14 protein-coding genes are annotated in these 16235 nt (G+C 37.6%); 5 read left to right on the top strand and 9 right to left on the bottom strand.

Annotation, left to right across the window (positions count from 1 at the left end):
* Positions 1-196 precede the first annotated feature (196 nt).
* The 3 genes from K345_RS0114405 to K345_RS0114395 all read right to left on the bottom strand — a co-directional run bounded on the left by K345_RS0114405 (position 197) and on the right by K345_RS0114395 (position 3461).
* Complete coding sequence (locus K345_RS0114405) at positions 197-724, bottom strand: 3-isopropylmalate dehydratase small subunit (RefSeq protein ID WP_028974767.1); 528 nt, start codon at positions 722-724, stop codon at positions 197-199.
* Entirely contained in the window at positions 724-2016 is a 1293-nt protein-coding gene (locus tag K345_RS0114400) for a 3-isopropylmalate dehydratase large subunit (protein WP_028974766.1), read from the bottom strand. Before K345_RS0114400 ends, K345_RS0114405 begins: the two co-directional genes overlap by 1 nt.
* Before the next feature lie 80 nt (positions 2017-2096).
* A complete protein-coding gene (locus tag K345_RS0114395) occupies positions 2097-3461 on the bottom strand; it encodes an alpha-amylase family glycosyl hydrolase (RefSeq protein WP_028974765.1) in 1365 nt (454 codons plus the stop codon).
* Between the two features lie 145 nt (positions 3462-3606).
* On the opposite strand from K345_RS0114395, the gene rpmB reads away from it, so the two are divergent.
* Positions 3607-3837: a 50S ribosomal protein L28 gene (gene rpmB / locus K345_RS0114390; protein ID WP_028974764.1), complete on the top strand. Its 231-nt coding sequence runs from the start codon at positions 3607-3609 to the stop codon at positions 3835-3837.
* A 46-nt stretch (positions 3838-3883) separates the two neighbouring features.
* Here rpmB and K345_RS0114385 read toward each other — a convergent pair whose 3' ends face one another.
* Together K345_RS0114385 and K345_RS21235 are read right to left on the bottom strand one after the other, a co-directional pair.
* Entirely contained in the window at positions 3884-4735 is an 852-nt protein-coding gene (locus tag K345_RS0114385) for a PilZN3 domain-containing protein (protein WP_028974763.1), read from the bottom strand.
* A gap of 20 nt (positions 4736-4755) precedes the next feature.
* Positions 4756-5829, bottom strand: coding sequence for an N-acetylneuraminate synthase family protein (locus K345_RS21235; RefSeq protein ID WP_037572506.1), 1074 nt, complete (start codon positions 5827-5829; stop codon positions 4756-4758).
* Positions 5830-5957: 128 nt separating this feature from the next.
* Between K345_RS21235 and K345_RS0114375 the strand changes: the two genes are divergently transcribed.
* Positions 5958-6188, top strand: coding sequence for a hypothetical protein (locus K345_RS0114375; protein WP_028974762.1), 231 nt, complete (start codon positions 5958-5960; stop codon positions 6186-6188).
* Positions 6189-6249: 61 nt separating this feature from the next.
* Here K345_RS0114375 and K345_RS0114370 read toward each other — a convergent pair whose 3' ends face one another.
* The gene (locus K345_RS0114370; RefSeq protein ID WP_028974761.1) at positions 6250-7398 is read right to left on the bottom strand and encodes an ROK family transcriptional regulator; all 1149 of its coding nucleotides are present in this window, start codon (positions 7396-7398) and stop codon (positions 6250-6252) included.
* A 169-nt stretch (positions 7399-7567) separates the two neighbouring features.
* Between K345_RS0114370 and K345_RS0114365 the strand changes: the two genes are divergently transcribed.
* A complete protein-coding gene (locus K345_RS0114365) occupies positions 7568-10006 on the top strand; it encodes a glycoside hydrolase family 94 protein (protein WP_028974760.1) in 2439 nt (812 codons plus the stop codon).
* Positions 10007-10061: 55 nt separating this feature from the next.
* Here K345_RS0114365 and K345_RS0114360 read toward each other — a convergent pair whose 3' ends face one another.
* Positions 10062-11054 carry a YeiH family protein gene (locus K345_RS0114360; RefSeq protein WP_028974759.1) on the bottom strand — a complete coding sequence of 331 codons (993 nt, stop codon included), beginning with the start codon at positions 11052-11054 and terminating at the stop codon, positions 10062-10064.
* 96 nt (positions 11055-11150) lie between these two features.
* Here K345_RS0114360 and K345_RS0114355 point away from each other — a divergent pair, with 96 nt between their 5' ends.
* Together K345_RS0114355 and K345_RS0114350 are read left to right on the top strand one after the other, a co-directional pair.
* On the top strand, positions 11151-12029 hold the full coding sequence (locus K345_RS0114355; RefSeq protein WP_028974758.1) for a LysR family transcriptional regulator: 879 nt from the start codon (positions 11151-11153) through the stop codon (positions 12027-12029).
* A 282-nt stretch (positions 12030-12311) separates the two neighbouring features.
* Positions 12312-14300, top strand: a complete 1989-nt coding sequence (locus K345_RS0114350; RefSeq protein ID WP_028974757.1) for a methyl-accepting chemotaxis protein — start codon at positions 12312-12314, stop codon at positions 14298-14300.
* Here the strand turns inward: K345_RS0114350 and K345_RS0114345 are convergent.
* Both K345_RS0114345 and serS read right to left on the bottom strand, forming a co-directional pair.
* Positions 14293-14964 (bottom strand): HAD family hydrolase, encoded by a 672-nt coding sequence (locus K345_RS0114345; RefSeq protein WP_028974756.1) that lies wholly within the window; start codon positions 14962-14964, stop codon positions 14293-14295. The two genes, K345_RS0114350 and K345_RS0114345, sit on opposite strands and share 8 nt — an antisense overlap.
* Positions 14964-16235: a serine--tRNA ligase gene (gene serS / locus K345_RS0114340; RefSeq protein WP_028974755.1), complete on the bottom strand. Its 1272-nt coding sequence runs from the start codon at positions 16233-16235 to the stop codon at positions 14964-14966. The genes K345_RS0114345 and serS overlap by 1 nt, the downstream gene beginning before the upstream one ends.

Below are 16235 nucleotides of genomic sequence, written 5' to 3'. Positions count from 1 at the left end.
GCAGATGAGGTAAAAAATCCAGTATTAATAAAGAGGGAGCCCTTACAACACCCTCTTATATTCTCATTCCCACTGTACTTATATCAAAAAGCTCAGACCTTTTAAGTAAAAAGGTCTGACAAAATAGGGTAAAAGGTCAGACATAATTGACGAAAAGGTCTGACTTTTTTATAAAAAGTACAGTACTAAAATTATATTAATACCGAGAGTCTGCGAAGTTTACCCAGCCTTCCGCCTTTATAAGATCAAGGTCAAAGTCTGATATTTTGAAAGGCATTATTTTTTGATGAGAACTTGAGTTGATTGATAAAGTCATTCTGTCCAGATCTGCTGATATGGTCACCTCTGGTTCGTTTTGGAACTCATTAAAAATCTCATCTATTTGTTTTTTGCTAAGCTCCAGGGCCATCATTCCACAGTTAAACATGTTTTGTCTAAATATTCGGGCATAGCCTTCTGCTATAACCAAATTGATATCGTTCATTTCAAGTGCCCATGGGGCATGTTCACGGCTTGATCCGCATCCAAAATTGTCTCTTGTGACTATAACTTTAATATCATTAAGATCTCTAGATGGATCAAACCCTTCTACTTTTAAATCTTCTAACAAGTAAGGTTTAAGAGCTATCTTGGTAATCTCTGTTAGATACTTTGCAGGAATAATCTCGTCAGTATTTATATCTGATCTATCAAGGAATAGGGCTTTACCTTCAAAGCTTTTCATTAAGAGACCTCCTTTAATCTATCTGCTGTTGTTATATATCCCTTAATGGCACTTGCTGCGGCACTGGCAGGGCTCATGAGATGTACCATTCCCCCTTTACCCATACGACCATTAAAGTTACGATTGGTAGTGGAGGCGCAAACTTCCCCTTCAGCTAATACACCATTACTCATACCCAGGCAGGCACCGCATGTGGGATTGGTCACACAAAAACCTGCTTCCATGAAGATGTCGATAAGACCTTCTTTTAGGGCCTCTTTATAGACTCCTGGAGTTGCAGGAGATACAATGGCACGAACATCTTCATGAATGACTTGGCCATCTAGCACTTTCGCCGCTTCACGTAAGTCTTCGATACGACCATTGGTACAACTTCCAATGTAGACTTGATTGACAGGAGTCCGTCCTAATTCGCTTATATCTGATACTTGATCAGGCTTGTATCCTATAGTGGATTGAGGACCAATGCTACTGACATCAATTCGTAAGGAGCTATCATAGATGGCATCTTTATCACTAATCCATTTTTGATAATCTTGGAGGGCTTCTTCTTTGGTTTTGTACTCTGATTGGATGAAAGGCCATAGGTAATCTACGGTTACTTGATCAGGGTAACAGATACCACTTGTTCCCCCTGCTTCGATGGCCATATTACATAGAGTCATTCGCGCTTCCATAGACATGTTGTCTATGACAGGACCTACGAACTCAATGATTTTGTTAGTAGCTCCATTGACTCCTAATTTTTTTATGACATATAAGATGATATCCTTGGCATAGACCCCTTTGTTCAGAACACCTTGTAGATCTACTTTGATGGTCTTAGGGCTTTTAAAAGTACATACACCCTTTAATATTCCCACTTCCAGGTCTGTGGTTCCGACACCTGCTGCAAAGGCTCCAAAAGCACCATGAGTGCAGGTGTGACTGTCACCCATGATGATTGTGTAGCCTGGTCGGCTAAAACCCTTTTCCGGAAAAATGGCATGGCATACTCCATTTCGTCCAATATCAAAGAAATCCTTTATACCTTGTCTTTTGGCCCAATCACGTAATATTTTGCCTTGTTCTGCCGTTTTAGAATCCTTGGCAGGGCTAACATGATCGATGACCACCTTGATTTTATCAGGATCAAAAACTCTATCTTTACCTCTGCTAACCAAGTCTGTAATGGCAATTGGTGTTGTGATCTCATGACAGAACACGGCATCAAGACTGAGTACGTTAATGTCTCCGGGTTGAGTATCTATTCGATGAGCATCGAATATTTTTTCAGCTATTGTTTTACCCATAGTAATCTCCTTAACTGTATGAAGGGATACTAAATAAAATTAAGTATGTGTGCAATATGAGCAGGGTTTGTTTAGAGAAATTATTCTAAGTACCACAAATAGCTGTATGCCTCTATCGATTTGTCTTTATAATCTATCTTTTTGCTAGAGAGATTGAAGATTTGCCATAATCTTTCTTTCTTATGACGCCGTTGGATTATCAAGAGAGTGCCTTTGCTTTTCACTTTGGGTTTAAGCTGCAGGAAGTCCTTAAATTCAACACATTGCTTATTCAATTCGATTAATTGATTGTAGTACTTATGGGGAGGAAAGAATTTATCAAATCGGGTTTTTCTTATGTATTCTTCATCATAGGTTCCTATTGTTTCAGTAGCTCCCACACTATTCGGGCCTAATATGGTATGGAATCCTGTGAGACTTGCATTTAGTGCTTGTATAAGTAAGAGTTTTTGGTGATCTCCATCTACTATATCCCATAGATATTTTTTGTTTTCTACCATTTGACAGTGATTATGGAAATAATCCTGAAGCAAATTAAAACTTAGGTTTTTATGACGTTTCCAATCTTGTGTTATATTTTTACTGATCAGCTTTACCCATTCTTCGGGGGCTATTTTACTCTCGTAGGCAAAAGGTTTGAGTATGCTTTTTGTTGTCTTGTGGGGGATGTTTTGGTGACAGATAATAGGTAAGTCCGCACCAATTTCTTCGAAACAATATTTAATTAGCTTGAGTACTTTTTTGTGATGCCAGATATCCTGTATCCAGGGCAGGTGTATTCCATCAATGGGCAGTTCTGTTAGCTTAAGAAGGGATAGGATGATATCATGGGCTACTTCAGGGTTTTTCCAATTTAAGTCAGGCATATCTTCCCCTCGAGAGCTTAAGTAATAATCATCTGTTGAGGAGTTATAGAACCAGGTTTTATCTGGTGAGGGCCAATGGTTGTGTTTAACAGGTTTTAAGCCTTCTGTTGTATTGGTCCATATATATTTATTACGATTCTTACTTTTGGGGCTTGTCCGTGCATCAATAAACCAGGGATGTTCTATACTTGTTCTGCTAATGACGACATCCAAGATGAGACTAATATTGTCATTGTGCAGACTTTCGATGAGTAGTTCCAAGCCCTTTTCTGATCCCAGTTCAAATTCGATTTCATCCAGACTAGAGATATCGAAGCCTTTTTGTCTACAAGGTGTGGAAAATACCGATGTTAGCCAAAGGCTGCCGATATTCAGTTCTTTTAGAAAAGGTATCTTCTCTCGGATCGTTCGAAAGTTACCACCTAATTCGTAGGGGTTTGATTTTAGAACTGTCCCCTTTATATTGATTCTTCCGTTGTTTGTTGTTTTATTTTTACAATACCCTATGATGTTATGGCAAAGTTGTGTCGTATTATCATTATAGAGGGATTTCCATAGTTGAATTATTCTGTTAGACATAGATACTCCCATTTTTTTTATCATTTATTCATTATCGTCACAAGATGTCAACTGCTTTGGTCTTTACATGATTTTCCTTATGTGATAGGTTCTTTTGACTCTATATAGCAACTAAAATATTTTTTAGATAGAAAGGTGGAACAAGATGGCGCGAAAATGCGATCTATGTGGCAAAGGCACCGTATTTGGAAATAACGTACCTCGTAAAGGTTTACCTAAGAAAAAAGGCGGAGCTGGTCAGAACGAAGGTGTAAAGACTAGACGAACTTTCAAACCAAACTTGGTTCAGGTTAAAACTACGATTGGATCAACAAAGAAAACGATCAAAGTATGTACACGATGTCTTAAAGCTGGAAAGGTAGCTAAGGCTTTATAAGCACTTAGTTTTAGAAAATCAGGCTGTCCATGGGCAGCCTTTTTTTTTATTCACCCCCTAGTTCCGGTTGAGATTCCTGGGGGACTTCTTCCTGTGACAGATTAGGTTCAATCTGTAATTCTTCATCATTGCTTAATAAATAATCTTCCAGGATTTCCAGATAGGGAAGATGTTTCTTAAAATAATAAGTACAGGTTGTTAATTTGGAACCTAAGGATTTTGTATCTCCTAAGGTCATAGATAATTCTATCCGGTACTTTCTAAAGAAAAGCTTCCCCGATATGTCTCCAAACTCTTTAATCTCCTCAATAGATCTGGGAATATTGGCTTTAAGACGATTGACTCCTAGATGGGTTATACGAAAAAGTATGGGATTTTCTCCATGCTTTATCTCAGCGTAATTATTATATCCTAGTTTTTGAATGCTTTCCTTTGTTAGGGGAATGTACTTGTTATGATATGTTTTAAAACAGTCATTGAGTTCCTGGATATGACACAGATGATCCCCTACAGCCTTTACCATTTGATCCGGGGGGGATGGAATTTCTAAAACAAAAATACAGACATTTTCCCTGTTTTCCATGGCAGATATAGATATTATCTTGCTTCGAATGAGGACATTATCATATCCCGATTTATTGGGAAGTATAAAGGACATTGTTAGCGTAGCCAGTGAATCAATATACTTTTGAAAGAGACTCACTTCGTTCACATTCAATACAGCCAGTAATGTTATCTTCTTCAATGAAAACAGATAGGGAACGGTATTGATATGATAATCTTTGATTTTCAGATAAGCTTGAGTATTGGCTATACCCAATTTGTCGATGCTGTAGGAATTAAGTTTAAATTCTGTTGTTCCAAATTCATTTAGATATTGATTTGAAGGAATTCTCATAACCTAATTGTATTGTGACATTAGGAATAGTCAAGAATATCCTTCCATTCTAAACCATGGCCACTTGTTAGATTCCTATGGATTTTAGCCCCTTTTATTATCTTCCAATACCGGGGGTGTAGCCCAGGTTTTAATTGTTTTTCACTTCTTAATAAGGCTGTATTACTGTCGTCAAGGATGGTTCCTGCTAGTATATCTTGTGTCACAAGAATACTTCGATTTGTCGTGCGATAATTGTCTTTTTCAGAAGGGGCCAGTTCTTTTTGCCCATCTCCCATGATTTTTTGAATCTTTGTTGCTCCATATTTGTCCATGAGGGTTTTCATGGTTTTTTCTGGATCATTTTCAGCTTGGCCTATTATATTTACCATTTGAGAGAATTCCTTTGGTTCTAGAGCAATAGGATCGTCCAGTCCCCCATCAGCGTGGCTTAGGGTAAAGTGCTTTTCAATAATTGAGGCTCCTAAAGAAACAGCAATGCCAGGTACTAATTCTGGATGGAGAGAATGATCGCTCAAACCAACCTTTCTTCCAAATATCCTTGCCATGGCGGGAATAGCTAGAAGATTGTACTCTTCTTCTGGTGAGGGGTATTGGGTAATACAATGGAGAAGGCTGGTATTCTGGGGCAAAATATCTAAAGCTTCTTCTATATCCGAGATTCGACTTACACCTGTTGATAATATGACAGGGGTCTTATAGTGGGAAATCTCTTCTAGTAAGGGATAATGATTAACTTCCGGACTGGCTATCTTAATGAGTTCTACCTTTAATTGCTTCAACATTCTGGCACTTTGAATTCCAAAAGGACTGGCAAAAAAACCAATGTGTTGAGATTCGCAGAAGTCTTTTATTTCTTGATAGAAATCCAGAGGTCTCTCTAATGCCTTGAAACGGTCAAATAAGGAAGTTTGTCCCCCGGGTAATGAAACTAACCCTGTTCGGGGATGAATGATTTCCTCTGCTATAACAATTTGGAATTTGGCCCAATCTGCTCCAGATTCTTTAGCCCGTAGAATAAGTTCTTTTGCCCGTTGTAGAGAGCCGTTATGTGATGTGCCTATTTCTGCGATAATCGTGGTCTTGTCATTCATGTATTCACATTATATAGGCAAAAAAGACTGGTCAAGCTTACTTTTTATAAAAAAAATTACCTACCTCGACAAAATCTAGATAATTGGGCTAGAATTATTATCATCAAACCTTAAAGAGGTAGTGAGATATGAAGACACTTAAATGTGATATGACTGGAAAAGAAATTACTCCTTCCCTTGGGAAGACATTAATCAGGGAAATAGACTTTTTTACTATCAAAAATAAAGTTTTGAGCCGAGAGGGTATGGATAAGTTAGATGAGATCGCTCGTGCTTCATTAGCCCAGATGGGTCATGGTAAATATTCCCTTAAAGCTTATAAGGAAATTATTGCCAAAGCTTTGGACAAGTATTGTTAATTATTCCCATAATGGGGAGATCTTTCAGGTTATCCAGAAAGATCTCCTAATCTTCTGCTTTTCATTGGGATTCTATAATTTGATCAAAGAGTAGACTTCCCCTAGGAATAAGATCTTTTTCTTCTTCAATATTTGGTAGACTAAATAGTTTTTCGAGAAAAACACTTGCCGCCCCATAGGCAATGGCCCTGTCTTTTAAGGGACTCGTCTTGATAAGGCAGTTTACCCGTGCGGGGTATGCCCAGTTTTTCTGTATCGCTTTTTGAAATACCTCTTCTACTTGTGATATATGTTTTTCCAATTCTCCAGATAGTACAATCTTATCTAAACCTAAAGTATTTACCAGTAAAGCTATGTTTGCTCCTAATTCCTCTATCATTTGGGAAATCTCTAGGGTTGCCCCTCTGGATAGACTAAATTGGCTATGATTACTGTCATTCCAATTGATGCTTCGGAACTCCCCTGCAGAGTAGTTTTCGCCATGTAGAACCTGTTCTTCAATAACGAGACCTAGTCCTATTGAAAGGTTTTCGATTGATGGTTGAGATGTTTGTATTTGTCTAAACTCACTTAATATGTATAGAAAATTGCTTATTCGTTGAGCTTTGTTCCGAATGAGTTCAGAAAAGCAACCGCAATTAGCATCATTCTCAATGACGAGAGGTACCTTGAGGTGATCCTTGACCTCTTCATAGAAGAAATAGGGCTGATTTATGTCAAGAGGAAAAGATTGTCTTATGATTCCCTTGTGTATATCAATAATTCCAGATACACCAACACCAATACCAATTAAGGGTATCTTGCACTTCCCAATATATGATTTTGCCTTTTCATATATTGATAGGAAGGCTCCTTTTAAACCGAGGTGATCTAATTCTAGATTGTCTGTATGTTCAAATAGGATCTTACCATAAAGGTTTATTCCTACCAGGTGATAGCTTCTGGGTTGTATTTCTATTCCTAGAATTATCCCAAAATCTTTTTGTAAACCAAGGTATATTGGCCGACGCCCTCCTTGAGGAGTGGAATCACCTTCTTCCAGTATTTGCAGTATCCCTTTATCAATCAGGCTTGATACAATCTTTGTAATAGAGGATTTATCCAGATCTAACAATCTGGCTAAGTCAATACGGCTGATCTGTTCATGTTGCCATATGGCTTTTAATACTCGACTGGTATTGATCGAATTGACTTTGTTTGATTTAGCCATTTCCCTTCCTTTTCCTTATTGTCTGCCTATAAGTTAAATTTTGTCAAGTTAGTGTAGTCAATCAACAAACCATGTAGTATAATGCTCTAGTAATTCTTAAAAAGCAGGGATATTAAGGTTTAGTTGGTTGGTAAAGTCAATTAATTCTTATACATAAAAAGGAGCGGTCATGCAGTTTGGATATTTTGATGATGATAAAAGGGAGTATGTCATTACGACCCCGGAAACACCCTATCCATGGATAAATTATTTAGGGAATCAGGATTTCTTTGGCCTCATATCTAATACAGCTGGAGGGTATACTTTTTATCGAGACGCTAAATTTCGACGTTTAACACGATATCGATATAACAATGTACCTATGGATGTTGGTGGTCGATATTTTTACATCAAAGATGGTGAGACGCAATGGAATCCAGGATGGAAACCTTCTAAAACAGAGCTCGACCATTATGAATGTCGTCATGGTATGAGCTATACGAGGTTTGTCTCTGAGAAAAACGATATAGTTTCAGATCTCTTATTTTTTATTCCAAATGATTTTTGGGGTGAAGTGCAAAAACTCACACTTAAAAATAAAGGAACTAAAACAAAGACTATTAAGGTATTTAGTTTTGCAGAATGGTGTTTGTGGAATGCGGAAGATGATATGAATAACCTTCAGCGAAATTTGTCTACTGGAGAAGTAGAGGTTGAAGATTCCACTATTTATCATAAGACAGAATATAAAGAGCGAAGAAATCATTATGCTTTTTATTCTGTTAATCAGGATATTCAAGGCTTTGATACTGACAGAGAAACTTTTATGGGACTCTATAATGGGTTCGATAAGCCACAGGTTGTAGAAGCAGGTAAACCTGGCAACTCTATTGCTCATGGTTGGTCTCCTATCGCATCCCATTACTTGGAAGTTGAATTAAAGCCGGGTGAAAGTAAAGATTTTATCTTTTTACTTGGTTATGTAGAAATGGAAGAAGATAACAAATGGGAATCCAAGTTAGTTATTAATAAAACAAAGGCCAAGTCTATGATGGCCCAATTTGATACGGTAGAAAAAGTAGATAAGGCCTTTAACGATCTTCGTGAATACTGGGATGATTTATTGGGCCGGTACACAATTCAGTCTAGTGATGATCGATTAGATAGAATGGTAAATATATGGAACCAATATCAATGTATGGTTACTTTTAATATGAGTCGTTCAGCTTCTTTCTTCGAAACTGGAATTGGTCGGGGAATGGGCTTCCGTGATTCTAACCAGGATCTTATTGGATTTGTTCATCAATGTCCTGATAGAGCAAAAGAGCGTATTTTAGACATTGCTGCCACTCAGCTGGAAGATGGCTCCGCTTATCATCAATATCAACCCTTAACAAAACGGGGAAATGACATTCTTGGTGGTAATTTCAATGATGATCCTCTTTGGCTTATCTTATCAACAGTAACTTATATAAAAGAAACTGGTGATTTCTCCATCTTGGATGAAGTCGTTCCTTTTGATAATGATGAAAGTAAAGCCAAAAGTCACTTTGATCACTTAACAGCAAGTTTTAATCATGTGATTAATCATCTTGGTCCTCATGGCTTACCATTAATTGGAAGGGCTGACTGGAATGATTGTCTTAATTTAAATTGTTTTAGTAATGATCCTAATGAGTCTTTCCAAACAACAGGAAACAAAGTAGGTAATACAGCAGAATCTCTGATGATTGCAGGATTATTTGTGTTATATGGAAAGGAATATGAAGTTCTTTGTCGACGCTTAGGAAAGGGTGATTTGGCAACCAAGGCTGCCGAAGCTATTAAAAACATGGAAACTGCTGTTCTGGAACATGGTTGGGACGGCAAATGGTTCTTAAGGGCTTATGATTATTTTGGTAATAAAGTAGGTTCTGATGAGAATGAAGAAGGTAAGATTTTTATTGAATCCCAGGGCTTCTGTACGATGGCAGAGATTGGAAAAGACGATGGCTACTGTGAAACGGCTTTGGATTCGGTCAAAGAACGATTGGATTGTGAATATGGGATAGTCCTCAATAATCCGGCTTTTACAAAATACTACATAGAGTATGGTGAGATCTCAACATATCCTGCAGGGTATAAAGAAAATGCTGGTATCTTCTGCCATAATAATCCCTGGATTATGATAGGTGAAACGAAGATAGGTCGTGGAGATCGGGCTTTTGAATATTGGTCTAAGATTGCTCCTTCCTATTTGGAAGAAATTAGTGATCTACACCGTGTAGAACCATATGTCTATTGTCAAATGATAGCAGGTAAAGATGCTTTTAAACCGGGAGAAGCTAAGAACTCTTGGTTAACTGGAACAGCAGCTTGGAATTATTATGCGATTACTCAGTATATTCTAGGTGTACAGCCAGATTATGACGGCCTTAGAATTAATCCTTGCTTACCTAAACAATTGGGAACTATCAAAATAACAAGAAAGTTCCGGGGTAGTGAGTATAACATTGTTATCTCTGGAAGTGGAAAAGGTGTTAAGTCTGCCCAGATAGGAGCTGACAACCTAACTGTAGATTCTGATGGTTCTGTATTAATTCCCTTTGAAAAATACAACGGAACTCATCAAGTCGCCATTAACCTTTAGTTAATATAAAGGCCAAGGAGCATAAAGCTGCTTGGCCTTCTTTTCTAATAGGAGATTATATAAACTGTGTTATCAAGAAAACACTGAAACCAATCTGGCAGCACCAAATAAGTAAACCTGTTAAAAAAGCTTGATATCCTTCTTGCATAATTCCTTTAAAAGAGATTCTAGAACCTATTCCCGACATCGCTATGATCAAAAGACTTTCACTTAGGAATGCCGTCGATTTCGTTAGTAATTCGGGCAATTGGAAAAAAGTATTAGCTAATGAAAAGATAAGGAAGGCTATGATATAAGGAGGTACTTTTATGAAGCTCAAAATATTGCCTTTTCTAGGGGTCGTGCTCTGATTCTTACCGCTAAACACAATCGTAAGGATCAATGCAAGAGGAGTTAATAATAAGATACGTCCCATTTTAACAAGTGTTGCTGTATCTCCAGTCTCTTTACCCAAGGTAAAACCTGCGGCTGTCACTTGTCCCACTGCTTGAAGGGTGTTCCCAATAAGTAACCCTTTCTGACTAAAATCCAAATGAGGAATAAGAGAGGCTATAAGGGGTAAAATAAATATACCTATGGTCCCTAATAAGTTGATGGTAGCCAGAGATAGACCTACATTTTCTTCATCACTATGGATGACGGATTGAGCAGTGGCTATGGCTGAGCTTCCACAAACGGCATTACCTATTCCCAGTAATAAAGATAGTTCTTTGGGTAATTTAAATATCCTTCCCCAAATCAGTCCTAAAGAGATGGTAACAACCACACCCAATAGGATAAATATTAAGAACTTCAAACCAAGAGATTGAAGTAGGCTGTAATTTAGGTTAAATCCTAATAGAGCAATAGCTAGGGTTAAAAGCTTCTTCTCACTATATACGATACCTGGTTTAACCTTTTCTGGTAATTTAACTAAGTTACTTATTGCAATTCCTAATAATAGGGCAATGGTAACTCCTCCAAGGGGGAGTACTTTTCCCAAAAAGTAGGCTATGACACCTAGGATTAAGCAATAGATTAATCCTGGAATTGACTTTCTTAATGTCATGGACTATCTCCTCAACTAATAATATGTGAGGAGTTTATCCTGTTTGAAGAATAAAGAATATTTATATTATCTTCATAATTGTTTAGAATATCTTATATGTTAGATTATCGAATTGTTACGTTTTTAACAGTTGTTGAACAAGGGACCCTGCATAAGGCTTCTATTGAATTAGGTTTGACCCAGCCCGCTGTCTCACAACATATCAAGGCCATTGAAGAATTATATGGGGTGACATTATTTAATCATCAAGGTAGAAAACTCGTTCTCAATGATGCTGGTAAGCTACTTCATGAATATGCTCTTAAGGGCCAGGTTCTGTTCGATCGTTATAAGCATGACTTGAAAAGTTTGAAATATGGGCACAAAAGCTATCGTATGGGTGCCACCCTAACTATTGGAGAATATATACTTCCTCATTATCTTGGGTTGTATAGGAAGGAGTTTCCTAGTCTAGATCTGACCATACAAATCGATAATACTATTAATATTTTGGAAAAACTGGATCGTAGAGAAATTGATTTAGCTATCGTAGAAGGACCTTATTCCCAAGAAAAATACCAAAGCCGACTTTTCTTGAAGGATGAAATGGTATTCATTTCCTCTACACAAATATCTTTACCTCAGTCAGTTAACAAAGCCTTTTTGTCCTCTGCAAAACTTATTCTGAGAGAAAAAGGGTCAGGAACCAGGTATTATTGGGATTCTTATTGCAAAAGAAATAACATAGATTTAGGCGCTTCTCAAGGAGTTATGGAGATTGCAAGTCTAGGGGCTATCAAGTCATTAGTTGCTGCTGGTCTTGGGTACTCTATAATGTCTACAAGAGCTGTAGAACAAGAATTGGATAATAATTCTATAATTTCTATACCTTTTGCTTTTGGACCTCTCTATCGAAACATGTACTTTGTATGGACTTCCGAGTGTCCTTTAGAGTTTATAAATGAATTTGTGGATTTTTGTGAGGCAAACAAATAGGCCTCTGTTCACGAGTTTCATCTACCCCGTCATTTAAATCAGTAATCACAATAAATATGGCTTTTCCTGTAGGACAAACCATAGCTAAGACAATCTCATAACCTTATGTTAATGCCAGCCCAGGTTCTTTGTAGATAGTGTCATTCATATGTTATTTGTTGATTTTTATATTAATATATTCACTATTGTGTATGAATTGTATACAGGAATAACATATAATAAAGCAAAGTTTTCAGCAAAATTATAAAATATTTAATATAATCAAGATATTAGGAGTGCTAAATGTCCATACGAAGCAAACTATTGCTTAATTTTGTCATTGTAGATCTAGTAGGAGCCCTATTGCTTTGGCTTTTCGGTGTTTTCTATGTCCAAAGAGATTATACCACTGTGATCAATGGATTAGGCATGTACCTTGGTACTATCTCCCTTCTCATTATTGCTTTATTAGTGATCCTGGTAATCAAAACAAAAAATATAGTTCGTGAAGACCGCCTTATAAAATCAGGACAACAACCTGATTTGGAGCAAACAAAACAAACAGACAAGGAGCTAAGTGGACTTTTCCTTTTATTCTTATTAGGTAATGTATTTACACTCTTTGTTGCACCATTGATGATAAATGTTATTAAAAATGTCTTAGCTCATCAGGAACTGTCTCTTTTTGACATAATTACTGATTTTCTTGACTCTACCTCTATGGGGCTTTTGGTAACTGTGATTCAAATGAGAATAGCTGAAAGAATCCTGTTCCCTTTTAAAGCTTCACGTAAAGTATATTTACTTAATTCTAGTCGGAATATTTGGTCCAGACGGCAATATCTGGCCGCTTTTACCTTATTTTATTTCAGTGTCACCTTAATTAGTTCTGCAGGTTTAGGATATTTAAAAGAAGAATTACTAGCTCCTGCCAAAGTTGATGCTGTCTCTGCTGCTTCTGAAATGCAGGACTATCGTTATGATACATGGTCGAAAGTTATTAGTGGACAAAATATTACCCTCAGTCTGAGTGATCCCTATATCCATGGTCGAATGGTAGAGTTCTATCTTAAGATGGGCATCTTGAGTGTCATCATTTTGTTATTAGGTTGGGTAATGTTTCGAATGGAACAGGTTCCCACTTCTCAAAGATTGAAATTTATAAATGAAAATATGGAAGCTTTGGCTTCGGGATCTATCTTGAATACTCATCAATTACCCATCACTGAATCAGATGAGATAGGGCAAACCATCCATTGGATTAATACCTTTCTCGTGGGGCAGAAAGGATTATTCCAAACAATAAAAGATACGGCCAATTCCATTGAAGTGATGTCGTCAAACCTTACGGCAATGGGATCTCAGGCTCTTAAGATTAAACAACGTTTGGGGCAGACAGCCTATGAAGTAAGTGAATCAGTAACTCATCAAAATAATGCTATAGAAGAAACTAGCACCAATATAAATAAACTGGTATCTGAAATAGAGGAATCAGATGAGAACTTGAGAACCCAAAGCAAGGCTGTTGAAGACTCCTCTGCAGCTATAGAAGAAATGACTGCTAGCATTGGATCTGTAACCAATAGTTCTGAAGAAGCGGCCAATCAAACCCAGGATTTACAGAATCAGTCCTATGCTGGTGAAGGAGCTATGAAAGATTTGTTACAGGAAATCCAATCTATTGCGGAGTTCTCTAATCAAGTCACAACAAGTATATCTCAGGTATCAAAATTGGCGGCTCAAACTAACTTATTGGCTATGAATGCTGCCATTGAAGCCGCCCATGCGGGCGATTTGGGACGAGGATTTGCTGTGGTTGCTACTGAGGTTCGTAATCTTGCAGAAGAATCTAGTACGGCTGCTAAGAAAATGAATCAAATGATTAAAGATATGAATAGTCGTGCCGCCTCCGGACTGACGAAAACAGAGAATGCCCTGCATATGTTTTCTTCCATAAGAGAGGGGGTTGAGAAGATGACATCCATTAATACTTCTATATCCATGGCAATGGAAGAACAGAGTCAGGGAAGTAGAGATATACAGTCAGCGATGGAAAAACTTCTTGATTTGACCCGTGATGTTTTAGAACGAATGGATAATCAAAGAGGCCAATCAAGTTCTGTTCTTGCCAACTCTGATTCTTTAGCTAAAGCCACAAAGATTATTAAAACAAAAATGGATGAACAAAATGAATCTGTAAAAGCTTTTGAAGACTTTTTTCAGGAATTGCAGAAACTTGTAGATAATAATGCTGATACAGTCAGGGCACTTAAGTCTGCCACAACTAATTAAATAGTACTGACCGTAGCTCCTCAATACTTTGCCCATAATAGGTGGCTGAAGTATGCATGTCTTCCATCAGTTCGGGAATCTTATGGCTCCATCCTACACCAAAGCTATCAATGCCTGTTGTTTGAGCCATAACGATACCAGGTTTTAAATCATCAATGATGATCATTTCGTTCCGGTCTATCAGAAATTCTTGTTCAATTTTTTCAACTGGCCAGGGATAGGGTTTGTTTTTAGAACGATCACCTGTCCATCCGATAATCATATCAGGTAAGAATCCCGGGATATCTTGTTGCACTTTGTAATGTCTTGTAATGATATCTTCTTCTGAATGGGACACGACAATGATTTTAGCTCCTAATTGTCTGGCCTCACTTAAGGTGTTAAGTATACCTGGGAAAAAGGGCGGATTAAGTTTTGTTGTAAACTCTCTCCATACTTCATGAAATTGTGCTTCTTCTTGAGCCGTTAGTTTTAGAATGTTGTCATAGTATGGCCTTAATCCTGGTGAATAGTTTATTTGGAACCACTCATCAAGACTAAGTATCTGTTCTTCTCTATTGAAGCGTTTCATTTGTTCTATATGAGCCAAATAATGAATATGCGGTGTGGAATCCACCGCAGTATCATCATGATCAATGAGTATAGCTTTGTATTTCAATTTCATTATCTTGCTATCTTATCAAAACCTGTATAAGGCTGTAATTTGGTAGGAATAGAGACCGATCCATCAGCATTCTGACAATTTTCAAGGACGGAAATAATCGCTCGACTAATCGCTATTGCTGTCCCATTTAACATATGGACGAACTTTGTTTTCTTATCTTCCTTGTAACGTACTTTTAACCGTCTACTTTGGTAGTCTGTACAGTTTGAGGTAGATGTTATTTCTCCCCAATCTCCCTTTTCTCCTCTTCCAGGCATCCAAGCTTCTAAATCATATTTTCTGTAGGCGGGTGCCCCTAAATCCCCTGTACAGGTATCAACGACACGAAAAGGAATTTCTAGATCAGAGAATATTTCTTCTTCGATTTCTCTTAAAGTCTCATGCAGGGCATCAGATTCTTCAGGTTTACAAAGGACGAACATTTCCACTTTACTAAATTGGTGAACCCTGTAAAGACCTTTAGAATATTGACCTGCTGCACCAGCTTCTCTTCTAAAACAATGACTCAAGCCTGCCATGAGAATAGGGCCATTAGTCAGGTCTACAATCTGATCAGAGTAATAGCCTCCAAGGGTGATTTCTGCAGTCCCAACGAGGCAAGTCCCTGTCCCTTCTAAAGGATAAATATTGCTTTCTTCTCCCCGGGGATTAAAACCAATACCTTCAAGGATTTCTTCTTTTGCAATATCAGGGGTAATGGTTAGGGTAAAACCTTTTTGTCTTAGTTTATCCATGGCATATCTTGACAGGGCCATTTCCAAGAGGGCCCCTTCGTTTTTGAGGTAATAGAATTTAGTTCCAGATACCTTAGTTCCCGTTTCAAAGTCAATGATATCCAGGGCCTCTGCTAATTCTACATGGTCCTTAGGAGTAAAATCAAAATCGGGTATAGTTCCTACTCTTTTGATTTCTGTATTATCTTTGTCTTCTTTTCCCACAGGGGCCTCTGGGTGAGCCATGTTTGGAATCATTCGTGCTGCTTGTTGAAGTTTTGATTCTAATTCGTTTAGAGCTTCTTCTTCTTTGGCAATGATTTCTTTTAGTTCTTTACCTTGATCTATGAGGACTTGTCTCTCTTCAGTTGATAGTTTTTGCTTCATTTTGGCGGCATTCTGGTTCCGTTGTTGCCTGAGATCTTCGATTTTACCAAGGGAATCATTTCGTTTGTCATATAATTCAACAACTTTGTCTGCATCTGCTGACATGTTTCTTGCTTGTATATTGGCTTTTACAGCATCAATATTTTCTTTTATAAATTTTAAATCCAGCAT

It is taken from the genome of Spirochaeta cellobiosiphila DSM 17781, from assembly GCF_000426705.1.
In the GTDB taxonomy this organism is placed as follows: domain Bacteria; phylum Spirochaetota; class Spirochaetia; order DSM-17781; family DSM-17781; genus Spirochaeta_E; species Spirochaeta_E cellobiosiphila.
The sequence above is the reverse complement of the archived record's forward strand: the minus strand, read 5'-3'. Positions and strand labels throughout refer to the sequence as shown.